Source organism: Flavobacterium sp. ZB4R12, from assembly GCF_048276375.1.
Taxonomy (GTDB): domain Bacteria; phylum Bacteroidota; class Bacteroidia; order Flavobacteriales; family Flavobacteriaceae; genus Flavobacterium; species Flavobacterium gawalongense.
Genome location: NZ_JBLNKS010000007.1, coordinates 138,782 through 154,879, shown reverse-complemented (window position 1 = coordinate 154,879; position 16,098 = coordinate 138,782). Strand labels below are relative to the sequence as shown.

Genomic DNA, 16,098 nt, shown 5'->3' with positions numbered 1-16,098 from the left:
TTTTATGTCAAATCGAGCGCAGTCGAGATTCTTTTTGACAGTTGAATTTAAAAAAAGGTTTCGACTGCGCTCAACCTGACAAGAATAGCAACCTGATAAAAATAGAATAAAACGATATTATTACTTCCTATAAAAATTATTATGATCAATATATTCCCAAACTTTTGCAGGCAATAACGGCTGTACATTTTTCCCCTTCTTAATATTATTCCGAATAAATGTCGATGATATTTCTACAACCGGAGCATCAATCATATGAATTTTTGGATGGTCCTTAAACATTACGTTCTCTGCTTCGGTTGAAATTGCTTCGCCTGTTCGACCTTTGGCCTCGAGTCGAGGATAGACATAAATTTCATGATGTGCCAGAATCGCTTCGTAGTTTTTCCATTTGTGCAACGACTTTAGATTGTCTTCGCCCATGATTAAGGAGAACTCGTAATTTGGATATTTTTCCTGCAAGTGAACTAAAGTATTCACGGTGTAATTAGGCTGTGATAATTTAAATTCAATATCCGAAGGTTTGATTTTTGGAAAATCCTCGGTGGCGAGATGTACCATTTGCAAACGATGGTAATCATCAAGTAAAGTGCTTTTTTTCTTCAGAGGATTGTGAGGCGTAACTACCATCCATACTTGGTCTAAATCGGCATGTTCCGCCATGTGATTGGCAATGATGAGATGTCCGACATGAATGGGATTAAACGTTCCGAAATAAAGACCTATTTTCATATTTTACCGCTAACTAGTAATTTATTTTGCACAAAGCCGCAAAGGCTCAAAGTGTTTATAAAACAATTCGTTCGTGCTAATTCGTGAAATTCGTGTTTTATTTTACAAAATTCTTTACCAATTGATATGCTTCCTCAAGAGCAATATCTAAATCGTAGTTTTTTATAATAACATCAAACTGTGGTGCTGTTGCCAACTCTACAGAAGCTTTGGCAATACGCATATTGATTTTGTCTTCACTTTCGGTAGAACGTTCTTTCAGTCTTCTTTTTAGTTCATCCACGCTTGGTGGCTTTACAAAAACAGCTAAAGTTTCCTTAGGAAATTTATGTTTGATACGCAATCCGCCAGATACATCAATATCAAAAATCACATTTTTTCCTTTAGCCCAAATGCGTTCCACTTCGCTTTTTAAGGTTCCGTAGAAATTATCGCGATAGACTTCTTCCCATTCCAGAAAGTCTTCGTTTTTGATGTGTTTTTTAAACGCTTCGGTAGACATGAAATAATAATCTTTTCCATTTATTTCTTCGCCTCTTGGTGCGCGGGAAGCTGCCGAAATAGAAAATTCAAGATTCAAATCTTCTTTGCTTAATAAATGCCTAACTATGGTAGTTTTACCAGATCCCGAAGGCGCCGAAAAAACGATTAATTTTCCTCCTGTACTCATTTTATGCTGAATTTATTTCAGTATCTATTTATGTTCTCCTGCAAGGTTTCAAAAACCTTGTAGGTCTAATTTATTGTAGAAACCTAAAAGGTTAAAAAAACCTTGCAGGTTGTGACTTATAGAACGTTCAACACCTGTTCTTTGATTTTTTCCAATTCGTCTTTCATCTGAACGACTAATTTTTGCATTTGTGCGTGATTGGATTTAGAACCCATCGTGTTGATTTCACGTCCCATTTCTTGGGTAATGAAACCTAGTTTTCTACCATTGGCTTCGGTACCGTTTATCGTTTCAAGGAAATAATCAAGGTGATTGGTTAGACGTACTTTTTCTTCGGTGATGTCTAATTTCTCTAAATAATAAATCAATTCTTGCTCAAAACGATTTTCGTCTACATTGACTTTTAGTTCTGAGATAGCAGTTTGCAAACGGTCTTTTATCGCCTGAACACGTTCTGGATCAAGCGCCAAAGCTTCGGTCATATATTGACGAATATTGCCTATTCGCAATTGAAATTCTTTTTCTAAAGACATTCCTTCATCTCTTCTAAAGTTCAAGATGTTTTGTAACGCTTCTTCGATAACGGTTTGGATTTGTACCCAGTCGTTTTCATCGATTTCATCGCGTTCTATTTTCATGGCATCCGGCATGCGAACAGCCATTTTCATTAGTTCAGTCTCATCGGCAGCAGCATACACTTCCCTCAACTGGTTGATATATCCTTTTACAATGGGCACATTAACTTTCGTAGAAGTTTGTTCAGCGGTACTTTCGATAAAAATAGAAAAATCTACTTTTCCTCTTTCCAGTTTTAGTGCAATTTGGTTGCGCAAACCCAATTCCATTTCGCGGTAAAGAGAAGGCATTCTCACATTCAAATCCAAACCTTTACTGTTTAAGGATTTTACTTCTACCGTGATTTTTTTGGTTGGTAATTGCAAAGTCGCTTTACCAAAACCCGTCATTGATTGTATCATATAGTTGTATAAAAGAGGTCAAAGATAAGGAAAAGCCGCCTAACCCCCAAAGAGGTGAATTACTGATGGTTTTGTTGTGATTTTGGGTTTTATTCTAAGCCAACGCTTTCATTACTTGCAACATGTTTTGCTGCGTGTTACCGATAAAAATTTTTCCGTCTATAATAAAAACAGGACGACTCAAGAACGTATAATGTTCTAGAATGTATTTCTTGTAATCGGCTTCAGTTAAAGATTTATTCTTTAAATCCATCGATTTGTACAATTGCGCTTTTTTGCTAAAAAGTGCTTCGTAACTTCCGGAAAGTTTGCGCATTTGTTCCAATTCTGCCACTGTAATTGGGTCTTGTTTGATGTCGTGAAACTTCAAATTATGATCTTTCGGTAATGATTTTATAATTTTTCTACAGGTGTCGCAAGAAGCGAGATAATATATTTTGTTCATATAAACAGCGATTTCTTTGTGCAAAGAAAAATCATTTGACACGGAAAATGATTATTTTTATCAAAAAATTAGAAAAATGAATCAAACATTCGACGTCAACACTACAAGCAGAAATATAGTTTCAAAATTTCTAGCCGGTTACACTTTAGAACAACTCAACACGATTCCTGAGGGATTCAGCAATAACTTGATTTGGAATATTGGCCATGTTATCGTGACACAACAATTGTTAGTGTATAAACTTTCAGGTTTACCCATGATGATTTCCGACGAGTTAGTCGGAAAGTATAGAAAGGGAACTAAACCGGAACATATCGCTACACAAGCCGAAGTGGACGAAATCAAATCGGTATTGTTTGAAACAATCAATCAAACCAAAGTTGATTTTGACAATAAAATTTTCAAAAATTATAATGAATATCCCACATCAACTGGCTTTATCTTAAAAAGCATTGAAGATGCATTGGCTTTTAATAATTTCCACGAAGGGCTTCACATCGGGATTATGATGAGTATCAGAAAGTTTATTTAGGAGCTATTTCCCGCTATTCGTTGCAAATGAAATTCACTGAACTCCTATTAAAATAAAAGTATAGTGAAGTAATCTTTTTTTCGGTAAAAACCTCAAAAAAGGATTTTCACTGCTATCCGGGCTAGGCAATCCCTAAAAATATAATAATTTGGTCTTTAAAAGAATTTTCAAATTATAGGAACTTAAATTCCTTCATATGTTTCTGATTTTTTTAAAGACTATTTATTATTTAACGGTCAAATAATCGTTCACTTCCTTATAAAGCAACAACAATTCTTTTGGTCCATCTGCATACGATGCCGCTTCATAGGAATTATAATAAAGAAGCAACCCTTTATCGGTGTAGAAAATATTTTGGGGCAGATTGAATTTCTCGTCTTCAAACATCAATCCGGTTGAATTTATAGATTTGTTTGTCGGAATTTTATATTTGGCTCTGAATTTTTTTTCGGCGAAAGCCTTAAAAGCATTCTTGTCTTTAAATAATTTAGTATTCGGAATAAATTTTCCGGTGTTAGGATCAAATAGCAGCGAACGCAACCCTTGGTAGCCATGAGCGCCACCGGTATAGGTATAGTGCTTGATTTCTATATTCAATATACTGTCGGATTGGTATTTTATACTTCCTTCAATGTCAGCTTCCCAGCCAAATTTGTCGTTCGGAAATTCTTTCTGAAGTTTTTCATAGGAATCAATAAACGAAGTTAACAATCCGTCATAATTCGTTGATGTATATGGCTTTTCGCCAAAATAAATAATCTCCTTCAATACCGAAAACACTTTTTTGTTGATGCTGTCCGCTACAATTGGGACTGCATTTGCAACAGGGATTTTTACAGTAATTTTTGGACAATTTTCTTTGCAGGGCAAAGTCGTTTTTTTCTGGAAAGATTGATCTTCAAAAACCAATTCGTTAGAACATCGCGCTGCCGAAAAAAGCAATAAAGTATAAATTAGTAGGTGTTTCATCTCAAAATTGTTAATTAAATACAAAGGTACCTACTTGTGGCTTGGTTAAAATAAATTAAAAGGTAAATTTGTAAAACAATTTTGCATTAAAAATTCAATATATGAAATTCAATACTAAAGTTATTCACGGTGGTCAGCATCATGATCCTAGTACGGGAGCAGTTATGCCGCCAGTATACCAAACGTCAACATTTGTACAAACAAGTCCTGGACACCCCATAAATCCGGATTATGAATACAGTAGAGCTGCAAACCCTACCAGGAGTGCTTTGGAAAATGCATTAGCCAGTATTGAAAACGGAACACGAGGATTGGCTTTTTCGTCAGGATTAGCGGCCACGGATTGTATTTTACGTTCTTTCAAGGCTGGTGATGAAATCATAGCTATGGATGATTTGTATGGTGGGACTTACAGAATGTTTACCCGTATTTATAAAGATTCCGGAATAAAATTCCATTTTGTGGATATGAATGATTTGGAGAAATTCAAGTCATTAATCAACGAAAACACCAAATTGGTTTGGGTAGAAACGCCAACAAATCCATTGATGAAATTAGCCGACATTCAAGAAATTGCTAAAATCACTGCAGCAAATAAAATCCTTTTTGCAGTTGATAATACTTTTGCAACACCCTATTTACAAAAACCATTGGATTTAGGAGCTGATATTGTAATGCATTCTGCAACCAAATATCTTGGTGGCCATTCTGATGTTATTGCGGGAGCATTAATTGTAAAAGACGAAGCACTTGGAGAACAATTGCATTTCCAACAATTTGCAACGGGAGCTACATTGGGACCAATGGATAGTTTCTTGGTTCTTAGAGGAATAAAAACGTTGCATTTGCGAGTAGAAAGACATTGTGAAAACGGTGGAAAAGTGGTGGAGTTTTTAAACAACCATCCAAAAGTGAAAACGGTTTATTATCCGGGATTGCCAAGTCATCCGTATCATGAAATCGCCAAAAAGCAGATGAGTGGTTTTGGAGGGATGGTTTCGTTCACTTTTGTTTCGGGTAAAAAAGAAGATGCTATTGATTTTCTGGAGAAACTAAAAGTGTTCACCTTAGCAGAATCTCTTGGTGGAGTAGAATCATTAGCAAATCACCCAGCTTTGATGACTCACGCATCGATTCCGGAAGAAAAGCGAAAAGAAATAGGAATTACAGATGATCTGGTTCGATTGAGCGTTGGTATAGAAGATGCCGAAGATTTAATTGAAGATTTAAAACAAGCATTAGCGTAAATTTATAAAAATAAAACAGTCCGCTTTTCTCCCTCTCCTTTGGAGAGTCCCGACGCTTCGGGAGGGGAGAGGAAAAAAGCGCCAATTCTAATTTTAGAATTGGCGCTTTTGTTTTTATATTGGTGTTTTGTTTTTTCTATTGTAAGTAATAAATATAACCAACATTCAACCAAACCAGCCAGTCGTTTGCTTTGTTTTCTTTGTAAAGTGCCGGATTAGGATTTAAACCATCTACCCAATTGGAAAAATAATATTGAAATCTTAAATCAATCATTAAATCTCGTAAAGGAGTCAGTTTATAACGGGTTCCCATGCTTGATACAACTGACCACACGGTCCCGCCTTCAGTAGAAAATCCATAAGGACGATCGTCTGTAGGGATTAAATATTTAGGAAATGTAGTTAAGGGTGTTCCCAAAGTTCCCATTGTTGAATAAGCTTCGGCATCATAATAACTGAATTGGGCTCCAAGACTTACGAATGGTCCTAAGCTACCAATTCTTGCGGTAAAATCACGAATACTCCATGGGAAATATTCTAGTTGCATTCCTATGTTTGTAACCGCGGTGCTTCCTTTCATTGCGCGTAATTGATCTGCTCCAAGAGAGGTTTTATTTGGTTCTACCCATTCTCCAAAATGCTCTAATTTGGTTTTATTATAAGAAAGCTCGGATCTTAATTTAAAATGGTCATTAAAATAAGTTTCAGGAGTAAAACAGTTACATTCGGCTTTGTAAGAGAAATTTAAATAATGAATAATTCCAATTCCTAAACCTGTATTTCCGGAGTTAGTTTTCAAATCATAGCGTTCCCCATAATCAGATTGAAAAGCCACAGGACCAGCAATAATTCCTACTTCATGCGAAAAACCAAATTGTGCATTTATTTTATTTGAAAAGCCAAATAAAATAAATAAAGTAAGGATGGTTTGTTTGATCATTAGATATTAAATTTCAACTCTTGACAAATATATAAAAACATCATCCATTAATTAAAATAAACTAAAAATTAAATATAAGTAATCAAATTCTCATTTGGTTACGAAAACTATAACGTTTTCGTAACAAATGCCACTTCAAAAGCATATTTCTCTGTAATTGCTTAATAAAAAGATAATTCTGTTGATAAAGTCAAAAAAAACACTGCAATATTCTTATAAGATGTATCTTTGTACACACTAACGAAAACGTTTTCTTAAACGTTAATAATCTAATTATTATGTCACAAAGTATTACTACTTTTATCGAAGCGGTTGCTAAAAAAAACCCTAACGAGCCTGAATTCATGCAGGCAGTTTTAGAAGTTGCTGAAACAGTAATTCCTTTTATCGAAGAAAATAAAAAATACCAGAACAAAATGCTTTTGGAGAGAATGGTCGAGTCAGATCGAATCATTACGTTTCGTGTAACTTGGATTGATGACAAAGGTGAAATTCAAGTGAATAGAGGATACCGTATTCAAATGAACTCTGCAATTGGACCATATAAAGGAGGACTTCGTTTTCATCCTTCAGTAAATCTTAGTATTTTGAAATTCTTGGCTTTCGAACAAACTTTCAAAAATAGCTTAACTACATTACCTATGGGTGGTGGAAAAGGTGGAGCTGATTTTGATCCAAAAGGGAAATCAGATAATGAAGTGATGCGTTTTTGTCAAAGTTTCATGACTGAATTGTGTAAACATATTGGTGCTGATACGGATGTTCCTGCTGGAGATATAGGCGTTGGTGGAAGAGAAGTAGGTTATATGTTTGGTCAATATAAAAGAATCAGAAACGAATTTACTGGTGTTTTAACTGGGAAGGGAATTTCTTTTGGAGGTTCATTGATTAGACCGGAAGCTACAGGTTACGGAGCCGTTTATTTTGCTCAAAGTATGTTGGCTACAAAAGGCGATAGCTTTACGGGGAAAACAGTTGTAATTTCCGGTTCAGGAAATGTAGCACAATATGCTGCTGAAAAAGCAACTCAATTAGGTGGAAAAGTAGTTACCATGTCAGATTCAGGAGGATATATCTATGATGCCGATGGAATTGATGGGGAGAAATTAGCTCATGTAATGGTAATCAAAAATGAGTTAAGAGGTAGAATTAGTGATTATATCACTAAATATCCAAATGCAAAATACGTTGCAGGAAAACGTCCTTGGGATGTAAAATGTGATGTTGCATTGCCATGTGCTACTCAAAACGAATTGAATGAAGACGAAGCAAAAGCTTTAGTAGCACATGGATGTATCTGTGTTGCCGAAGGAGCAAATATGCCCACTATGCCAGATGCAGTATTAGTTTTCCAACACGCAAAATTATTATTCGCTCCGGGAAAAGCATCTAATGCTGGCGGGGTTGCAACTTCAGGTTTAGAAATGTCTCAAAATTCATTAAGACTAGGTTGGACATCTGAAGAAGTGGATGAAAAATTAAAAGGAATTATGCTAAATATTCACGCTTCATGTGTGAAATATGGTTCAGATGCTACTGGATATGTTGACTATGTAAAAGGAGCCAACATTGCAGGATTTGTAAAAGTAGCTGATGCTATGCTGGCTCAAGGAGTGGTATAAAAAATCCTCACCCCTCCCGAAGCCTCGGGACTCTCCAAAGGAGAGAGTTAAAAATAGTAATGCCTTCTACCGTCCCGATGCTTAGGGATCGAATGGAAGGCATTTTTTTGTGTAACAAAATTCTAATACTTTCGTTTGTTCTATATTTGTAAACCAAATATTGATGCAAATAATGAAAAAGGGCGTTTTATGTTTTTTGCTTTTACTTTTTATCCAAATGGGTTTTGCCCAAAGTAATTTGTTGTGGCAAGGTTATTTCTCTTATAATGAAATTAAAGACGTTTCAGAATCTACAACTGCTGTTTTTGCCGCTTCAGAAAATGCCTTGTTTTCTAAAAATATAACAACAAGCCAAATTAAAACTACCAATACAATTGATGGACTTTCTGGGCAAACTATTTCTGCATCATACCACAGCGCAACATTCAATAAAACAATTGTAGGTTATGAAAACGGATTGAAAGTGTTGAAATCTGACGGTCAGTGGCAAAGTTACGCGATGGATACTATTCTGGATTCAGCTATTGATAATAATTTTGGAACAATTGCAATTGATAAAAATGGTACGAAATGGCTCTCTACAAGTAGTGATGGGGTTATTGGTTTTAACGAAAGCGGCAATAAATTCAAAAAAATTACAACTGGACCTGATACCGGGAACTTACCTATTGCTGATGTAAGAACGGTTGCGGTAGATACCAGAAACCAGCTTTGGATAGGGACTACAAAAGGATTGCGAGTTTTGTCTAATGTAGGCAGTTTTCAAACAGAAGATAAGTTGACAGCCAATCCTATAATTATTTTAGAGGACAATCTTGCGCAAGAATTGCTGTACGAACAATTTATAACTGATATTGCTGTGGATGGAGCCAATAACAAATGGATTGGCACTGCCGATTCGGGTGTTTTTTTAGTTTCACCAAACGGTCAGGAAACAAAATATCACTTTACAATAAACAATTCGCCTTTGCCCAGTAATGATATAAATGACATCGACATAAATAGTACAACGGGCGAAGTTTTTATAGCTACCGCTAAAGGTTTAGTTTCTTTCAAAGGAGTCTCGACTGCGGCAAATGATGATTTAAGCAATGCGTATGTGTATCCAAATCCAGTACGGCCTGAATATCAAGGAACCGTTAAAATTGCCGGATTACTCGATAAAGCCAATATTAAAATTACCGATATTGAAGGAAATCTGGTTTATGAAACCACTTCCGAAGGCGGAACAATAGAATGGGATACCACGGCTTTTGGAAAACACAAAGTAGCTTCGGGAGTGTATATGATTTTTATTTCGGCACAAGACGGAGTCGAAACCAAAGTTAAAAAAGTAATGATAATAAGGTAATTTGTTTGTGGTTTTGAGTTTGGTCTGTCGTCACAATCCGAAACTCTAAACTTTAAACTTTAAACAAAAAAAATGCTCGTAAAAACCAAGGCCATTGTCATTTCATCTTTAAAATTTCAGGAAAAAAGCTTGATTGTGAAATGCTTCACATTGTCGCATGGTTTGAAGTCCTATTTTGTTCGGGATGCTTTTTCTTCCAGAAAATCCAATCAAAAAATCGCTTATTTTCAACCGTTGACCATTCTCGAAATTGAAGCTGTTCACAAAAACAAAGGCACTTTAGAAAATTTCAAGGAAATAAAAATCGCTACGCCGTTTCACTCCATACATTCGGATATTTATAAAAGTACGATTGTGATGTTTGTTTCGGAAATTCTGCATCATTCCATTCATGAAGAAGAAAAAAACGAGCACCTGTTTACCTTTTTAGAAACAGCCCTGCATTGGCTCGACAATCATGATGAAATCGCCAATTTTCACCTGATTTTATTACTGGAAACTACAAAATACTTAGGCTTTTATCCTGATATTTCGGACATGAACATGCCTTTTTTCGAAATGACTGAAGGCGTTTTTACGCCGTTCAATGCCATCAGTTCGCTCACCGAACATGAAAGTAATTTGTTTAAAAAACTCATTGATTTAAAATTTGATAACAATCAAAAAATATTTCATGTTATTGAAAGACAGCTAGTTTTGAAAATTCTAATCGATTACTACAGTTTTCACCTGGATGGCTTTAAAAAACCAAAATCCTTAGACGTTTTAAAAGAAGTTTTCTCTTGAAAAACCTTAGTAAAGGTTCAGAGACACAAATTAAAAATGAAAAACTAACACGAATTACACTAATTTTCACTAATTAATTCATGTTGTTTTTTAGATTTTGGATTTTGAAACTTGAGAATAGAATCAATTTTAAAATGAACAAAAAAATTTCAAACCTGTTTGGTAAACAAAAATTCGTGAAAATTCGTGAAATTCGTGTTCAATAATTCAAAATTCCTTACTTTCGCACCTCGATTTAGAAAAGGATAAAATGAGCACAAAATTTACTGAATACAAAGGACTTGACTTACCAACTGTAGCGTCAGAAGTACTTGATTTTTGGAAGGCAGCAAACATATTTGAAAAAAGTGTAACCACTCGTGAAGGAAACCCACCATTCGTATTTTTTGAAGGTCCACCTTCGGCAAATGGATTGCCTGGAATTCACCACGTAATGGCGCGTGCGATTAAAGATATTTTTTGCAGATATAAAACTCAAAAAGGGTTTCAAGTGAAGCGTAAAGCGGGCTGGGATACTCATGGTTTGCCTGTGGAATTGGGTACTGAAAAAGAATTAGGCATTACCAAAGAAGATATTGGAAAGACCATTTCCATCGAAGAATACAACGAAGCGTGTAAAAAAACCGTGATGCGTTACACGGACGTATGGAACGATCTGACTGAAAAAATGGGGTATTGGGTTGATATGAAAGATCCGTATGTGACCTATAAACCAAAATATATGGAAACGGTTTGGTGGCTTTTGAAACAAATCTACAACAAAGATTTGATGTACAAAGGCTATACAATTCAACCGTATTCTCCAAAAGCAGGGACTGGTTTAAGTTCACACGAAGTAAACCAACCGGGAAGTTATAGAGATGTAACCGATACGACTGTTGTGGCGCAATTCCCCACCCTAGCCCTCCCCGAAGGGAAGGGAACCGGAGCCGAAAACTCTGTGTTCAAGGCATTCGGTTTCAGCGCCACGTCACCCTTCCCTTTGGGAAGGGATGGGGATGGGATTTATTTCCTCGCTTGGACAACAACGCCTTGGACTTTGCCTTCGAATACCGCTTTGACGGTTGGTCCAAAAATCGATTATGTATTGGTAGAAACCTTCAATCAATATACATTTCGTCCTTCGAAAGTGATTCTTGCTAAGAATTTAGTTGGAAAACAATTTGGAAAAGGTTTCTTCGAAAGTTCAGAGCCAGCTGATTTTGAAAATTTCGCAGCAGGCGACAAGAAAATTCCTTACCGGGTTTTGGCTGAATGCAAAGGTGCTGATTTAGTTGATATTCGTTATGAGCAATTATTGCCATTTGTATTACCCTACCAAAATCCAGAAAATGCTTTTAGAGTAATTTCAGGGGATTTCGTTACTACCGAAGATGGAACAGGAATTGTGCATACGGCGCCAACATTTGGTGCTGATGATGCAAAAGTGGCTAAAGAAGCTACGCCAGAAGTTCCGCCAATGTTAGTTCTTGACGAAAATGGAACTCCGGTTCCATTAGTGGATTTACAAGGCAGGTTCACTTCGCATATGGGTGAATATGCCGGTAAATATGTGAAAAATGAATATTATAACGATGGTGAAGCACCGGAACGTTCTATAGATGTTGAAATCGCTATTCGATTAAAAGAAGAAAATAGAGCCTTCAAGGTTGAGAAATACGTGCACAGTTATCCACATTGCTGGAGAACAGACAAGCCTATTTTATATTATCCTTTAGATTCTTGGTTTATAAAAATCTCAGAAGTTAAAGACAGAATGTTCGACTTGAACGAAACCATCAACTGGAAGCCAAAAGCTACAGGAGAAGGGCGTTTTGGAAATTGGTTGAAAAATGCCAATGACTGGAATTTATCCCGTTCAAGATTTTGGGGAATTCCATTACCAATATGGAGAACAGAAGACAAACAAGAAGAAATTTTAATAGGTTCTGTTGAAGAATTATATAACGAAATTGAAAAATCAATCGCTGCCGGTTTCCAAAAAGAAAATCCTTTTAAAGGTTTCGAAATTGGAAATATGGCTGAGGAAAATTATGATTTAGTTGATTTACATAAAAATGTAGTCGATGAAATTACTCTGGTTTCTGCTTCGGGGAAAGCGATGACGCGTGAAGCGGACTTGATTGATGTTTGGTTTGATTCGGGTTCCATGCCTTATGCACAATGGCATTATCCTTTTGAAAACAAAGATAAAATAGACGAAAACAAAGATTTTCCTGCTGATTTTATCGCTGAAGGAGTCGATCAAACACGCGGTTGGTTTTATACGTTGCACGCTATTGCAACTTTAGTTTTTGACAAAGTAGCGTACAAAAATGTAGTCTCTAACGGATTGGTTTTAGATAAAAACGGACAAAAAATGTCCAAACGTCTTGGGAATGCCGCAGATCCATTCGAAACATTAAAAGAATATGGTCCTGATGCCACACGCTGGTATATGATTTCAAATGCAAATCCTTGGGACAATTTAAAATTTGATTTAGAAGGAATTGCTGAGGTGCGTAGAAAATTCTTTGGAACATTATACAACACGTATTCTTTCTTTAGTTTGTACGCCAATATTGATGGTTTCAAATTCGAAGAAGCGGAGATTCCATTAAATGAAAGGCCGGAAATTGATCAATGGATTATTTCGGAATTGAACACTTTGATAAAAGATGTTGACAGCTATTATGCGGATTATGAACCAACGAAAGCAGCTCGTGCAATCTCTGAATTTGTACAGGAAAATTTAAGTAACTGGTACGTTCGTTTGTGCAGAAGACGTTTCTGGAAAGGGGAATATGCACAAGATAAAATTGCGGCTTATCAAACCTTATATACTTGTTTGTTAACCATAAGTAAGCTGGGTGCGCCTATAGCTCCGTTCTTTATGGACAAACTTTACAGAGACTTAACTTTAGCAACACAGTCGGAAAAGTACGACAGTGTACATTTGGCGGAGTTTCCAAAACACGTTGAAAACTTTGTTAATAAAATGTTAGAGAGCAAAATGCAGAAGGCGCAGACCATTTCATCATTGGTTTTGTCACTCCGAAAAAAGGAAATGATAAAGGTGCGTCAACCATTGCAAAAGGTAATGATACCAGTACTTGATGAGAATCAAAGAGCTGAAATTGAGGCCGTTTCTGACCTTATAAAAGCAGAAGTAAACGTAAAAGAAATCGTACTTTTGGATGATGCTTCGGGTGTTTTGGTAAAACAAATTAAACCGAATTTTAAAGCGCTCGGACCTCGTTTTGGAAAGGATATGGGCTTGATTTCTAAGGAAATACAAGGGTTTTCTAAAGAACAAATCAGCCAATTGGATAAGGAAGGAAGCCTGGATATTGTTATTGCAGGAAATAACGTAACTTTAACATTAGAAGATGTAGAAATAACATCACAAGATATTGAAGGCTGGCTGGTAGCCAATTCAAACGGAATAACGGTTGCGCTTGACATTACAATTTCTCCAGCATTAAAACAAGAAGGAATTGCCAGAGAATTGGTAAACAGAATTCAGAATATCCGTAAAGATTCGGGATTTGAAGTTACTGATAAAATTAAAGTTCAACTGAAAAGAAATGGACTTTTAGAAGAGGCGATTCTTAAAAATGAAGCGTATATAAAATCAGAAACATTAACCAGCGATTTGGTTTTTGTAGATGAAATAGAAAACGGTACGGAAATTGAATTTGACGAAATAAAAACAAAAATAATAATTACTAAATAATTTAGAATATGGTAGATGAAGCCACAAGATACTCTGACGCTGATTTGGCGGAGTTCAAAGATATAATCCTTAACAAAATTCAAAAAGCACAAGCAGATTTAGATTTGATAAAAAGTGCTTATATGAATGATTTGAATAATGGTACTGACGATACGTCGCCTACATTTAAAGCCTTTGAAGAGGGAAGCGAAACGATGTCAAAAGAGGCAAACTCACAACTGGCGATCCGTCAGGAAAAGTTTATTCGAGATTTGAAAAATGCACTTTTCCGTGTAGAAAATAAAACGTACGGAGTTTGTAAAGTTACAGGCAAATTAATTGGGAAAGAAAGATTAAAAATCGTTCCTCATGCAACAATGAGTATCGAAGCAAAGAACTTGCAACGATAAACCTCTTGTTAAACAATATTTAACGCTCCATTGGGAGCGTTTTTTTTGATTAAATTGTTACTTTTGCGCCATTAAAATTTATAAAATGTCATTACGAAAAGCGTATCTCCTTATTTTTATCATATTACTTGTCGATCAAGTTTCAAAAATATACATCAAAACTAATTTTATTTTAGGCGAAGAAGTTGAAGTATTCAAATGGTTCAAAATTCTTTTTATCGAAAATGAAGGAATGGCATGGGGAGTTCAAATTCCTGGAGCTTATGGAAAATTATTTTTAACTCTTTTTAGAATCGCCGCTGTTGGTGGAATTGGATATTGGTTGTGGGATTCAGTGAAAAAGAAGAGCTCGGATTATTTAATTGTCGCGATTTCATTAATTCTTGTTGGAGCTTTCGGGAACATCATCGATTCTGTTTTTTACGGAGTTATTTTTGACGACAGCCAACAACAATTAGCTACTTTATTCTCGGATCAACCTTATGGGACTTGGTTTCACGGAAAAGTAGTTGATATGTTTTACTTTCCTTTTTGGCATGGAAATCTACCAAGTTGGTTGCCTATTTGGGGAGGAAGAGAATTTACTTTTTTCAACGCTATTTTCAACGTTGCCGATATGGCTATTTCTACAGGAGTTGGGATTTTGATTGTTTTCAACAAAAAAGCATTTCATCACAAAACTGCATAAATTTTTAACCAAGAATTCAATAAAAGAAAAAGACCTATTTCATAATTTGAATAGGTCTTTTTCTTTTATTGAATTTATTTGTTTTGTCCCGGAGCATAGCGCTTAGATTTAAGGGAAGTTCCACACTATGAACTTTATAGTCATTTTTTTTTGAGATTACTTCTTTCTCAGATGGATAAAAAAAGGATGCGTCTTTCATAAGAAGTTATGCTATTGGAATTAATAAGTTTCACTTGGCGTAGCAAAAAACGTAGTATCATCAATTATTTTTATAATCTTTTTCGTAAAATATCACCAAAAGTGGGTATTGTGGATTCGAATAAATTACTTTATAATTGTCAGAATATTTTTTTAAAATTTAATGTAGTGCTAAGGAATGATTATATCTCCCTCTTTTTTAACAACTTGAATTTGAAAAAATCTTACCAGCTAATGCTATTTTATTTCTTTAGACCTGCCAAACACTTTGGATAAAAAATGCACGGAGGCAATAATGACGATTACTTTTTGACAACACAATAATAAAACCAAAACCATGAAAAATGTACATTACACCAACAATTTAAAAATAAAATTATGAAACATTTTATAGTATTTATATTATTAGGATTTTCTGTTTTGGCTACTGCCCAAGATAAAATTGTATTTGAATATGATAATGCAGGCAATCAAATAAAACGATATTTATGTATCGATTGTCCTCTTGGAACAGGTAAAACTTCGAATGTTTTACCAAAAGAAATAATGGCTTTGAAAGAAGAAGATTTACAAAAGTTTTTCCCTGAAGATGTTATTTCCTATTACCCCAATCCTGTAAAAGAGGAATTGTACCTTAAGTGGGAACTTATAGCGGGTAATCTGGTTACTTCAATTCAAGTATATGGTTTGAGTGGGCAATTGCTAAAATCATATTCTGGACTAGAGAAAAATAATGCCCAAAACATTCCTTTTCAAGCATATCCATCAGGCACCTATGCTGTTGTTTTGTTTTATAGCAACGGTGAACAAAAATCCATTAAAATTATTAAACAATAA

The 16,098-nt window shown here is 35.4% G+C and carries 15 protein-coding genes; 9 read left to right on the top strand and 6 right to left on the bottom strand.

The features are described 5' to 3' along the window. Positions 1–120 precede the first annotated feature (120 nt). The 4 genes from nadD to ACNO7W_RS07035 all read right to left on the bottom strand — a co-directional run bounded on the left by nadD (position 121) and on the right by ACNO7W_RS07035 (position 2,824). Positions 121–732, bottom strand: coding sequence for a nicotinate (nicotinamide) nucleotide adenylyltransferase (nadD, locus tag ACNO7W_RS07050; RefSeq protein ID WP_417937558.1), 612 nt, complete (start codon positions 730–732; stop codon positions 121–123). Positions 733–829: 97 nt separating this feature from the next. Next, a complete protein-coding gene (gene gmk, locus ACNO7W_RS07045) occupies positions 830–1,402 on the bottom strand; it encodes a guanylate kinase (RefSeq protein WP_417937557.1) in 573 nt (190 codons plus the stop codon). Positions 1,403–1,518: 116 nt separating this feature from the next. Continuing rightward, on the bottom strand, positions 1,519–2,379 hold the full coding sequence (locus ACNO7W_RS07040; protein WP_417937556.1) for a YicC/YloC family endoribonuclease: 861 nt from the start codon (positions 2,377–2,379) through the stop codon (positions 1,519–1,521). Between the two features lie 94 nt (positions 2,380–2,473). Beyond that, positions 2,474–2,824 (bottom strand): arsenate reductase family protein, encoded by a 351-nt coding sequence (locus ACNO7W_RS07035; protein ID WP_417937555.1) that lies wholly within the window; start codon positions 2,822–2,824, stop codon positions 2,474–2,476. 76 nt (positions 2,825–2,900) lie between these two features. Here ACNO7W_RS07035 and ACNO7W_RS07030 point away from each other — a divergent pair, with 76 nt between their 5' ends. Then, positions 2,901–3,356, top strand: coding sequence for a DinB family protein (locus tag ACNO7W_RS07030; RefSeq protein ID WP_417937554.1), 456 nt, complete (start codon positions 2,901–2,903; stop codon positions 3,354–3,356). A 225-nt stretch (positions 3,357–3,581) separates the two neighbouring features. Here ACNO7W_RS07030 and ACNO7W_RS07025 read toward each other — a convergent pair whose 3' ends face one another. After that, on the bottom strand, positions 3,582–4,325 hold the full coding sequence (locus ACNO7W_RS07025; RefSeq protein WP_143386965.1) for a DUF3298 and DUF4163 domain-containing protein: 744 nt from the start codon (positions 4,323–4,325) through the stop codon (positions 3,582–3,584). 101 nt (positions 4,326–4,426) lie between these two features. Here ACNO7W_RS07025 and ACNO7W_RS07020 point away from each other — a divergent pair, with 101 nt between their 5' ends. Then, on the top strand, positions 4,427–5,572 hold the full coding sequence (locus ACNO7W_RS07020) for a cystathionine gamma-synthase (protein ID WP_143386966.1): 1,146 nt from the start codon (positions 4,427–4,429) through the stop codon (positions 5,570–5,572). Positions 5,573–5,708: 136 nt separating this feature from the next. Here the strand turns inward: ACNO7W_RS07020 and ACNO7W_RS07015 are convergent, their stop codons facing one another. Continuing rightward, the gene (locus ACNO7W_RS07015; RefSeq protein WP_143386967.1) at positions 5,709–6,512 is read right to left on the bottom strand and encodes a THC0290_0291 family protein; all 804 of its coding nucleotides are present in this window, start codon (positions 6,510–6,512) and stop codon (positions 5,709–5,711) included. Positions 6,513–6,790: 278 nt separating this feature from the next. On the opposite strand from ACNO7W_RS07015, the gene gdhA reads away from it, so the two are divergent. The 7 genes from gdhA (at position 6,791) to ACNO7W_RS06980 (ending at position 16,098) form a co-directional block, all read left to right on the top strand. Then, positions 6,791–8,134 (top strand): NADP-specific glutamate dehydrogenase, encoded by a 1,344-nt coding sequence (gene gdhA / locus ACNO7W_RS07010; RefSeq protein WP_417937553.1) that lies wholly within the window; start codon positions 6,791–6,793, stop codon positions 8,132–8,134. A gap of 163 nt (positions 8,135–8,297) precedes the next feature. Beyond that, positions 8,298–9,485 (top strand): T9SS type A sorting domain-containing protein, encoded by a 1,188-nt coding sequence (locus ACNO7W_RS07005; RefSeq protein ID WP_417937552.1) that lies wholly within the window; start codon positions 8,298–8,300, stop codon positions 9,483–9,485. A 72-nt stretch (positions 9,486–9,557) separates the two neighbouring features. After that, on the top strand, positions 9,558–10,271 hold the full coding sequence (recO, locus tag ACNO7W_RS07000; RefSeq protein ID WP_417937551.1) for a DNA repair protein RecO: 714 nt from the start codon (positions 9,558–9,560) through the stop codon (positions 10,269–10,271). 250 nt (positions 10,272–10,521) lie between these two features. Then, the gene (ileS, locus tag ACNO7W_RS06995) at positions 10,522–13,986 is read left to right on the top strand and encodes an isoleucine--tRNA ligase (RefSeq protein WP_417937550.1); all 3,465 of its coding nucleotides are present in this window, start codon (positions 10,522–10,524) and stop codon (positions 13,984–13,986) included. Between the two features lie 8 nt (positions 13,987–13,994). Further along, the gene (locus ACNO7W_RS06990) at positions 13,995–14,375 is read left to right on the top strand and encodes a TraR/DksA family transcriptional regulator (RefSeq protein ID WP_417937549.1); all 381 of its coding nucleotides are present in this window, start codon (positions 13,995–13,997) and stop codon (positions 14,373–14,375) included. 85 nt (positions 14,376–14,460) lie between these two features. Then, on the top strand, positions 14,461–15,063 hold the full coding sequence (locus tag ACNO7W_RS06985) for a lipoprotein signal peptidase (RefSeq protein ID WP_417937548.1): 603 nt from the start codon (positions 14,461–14,463) through the stop codon (positions 15,061–15,063). A 576-nt stretch (positions 15,064–15,639) separates the two neighbouring features. Next, entirely contained in the window at positions 15,640–16,098 is a 459-nt protein-coding gene (locus ACNO7W_RS06980; RefSeq protein ID WP_417937547.1) for a T9SS type A sorting domain-containing protein, read from the top strand.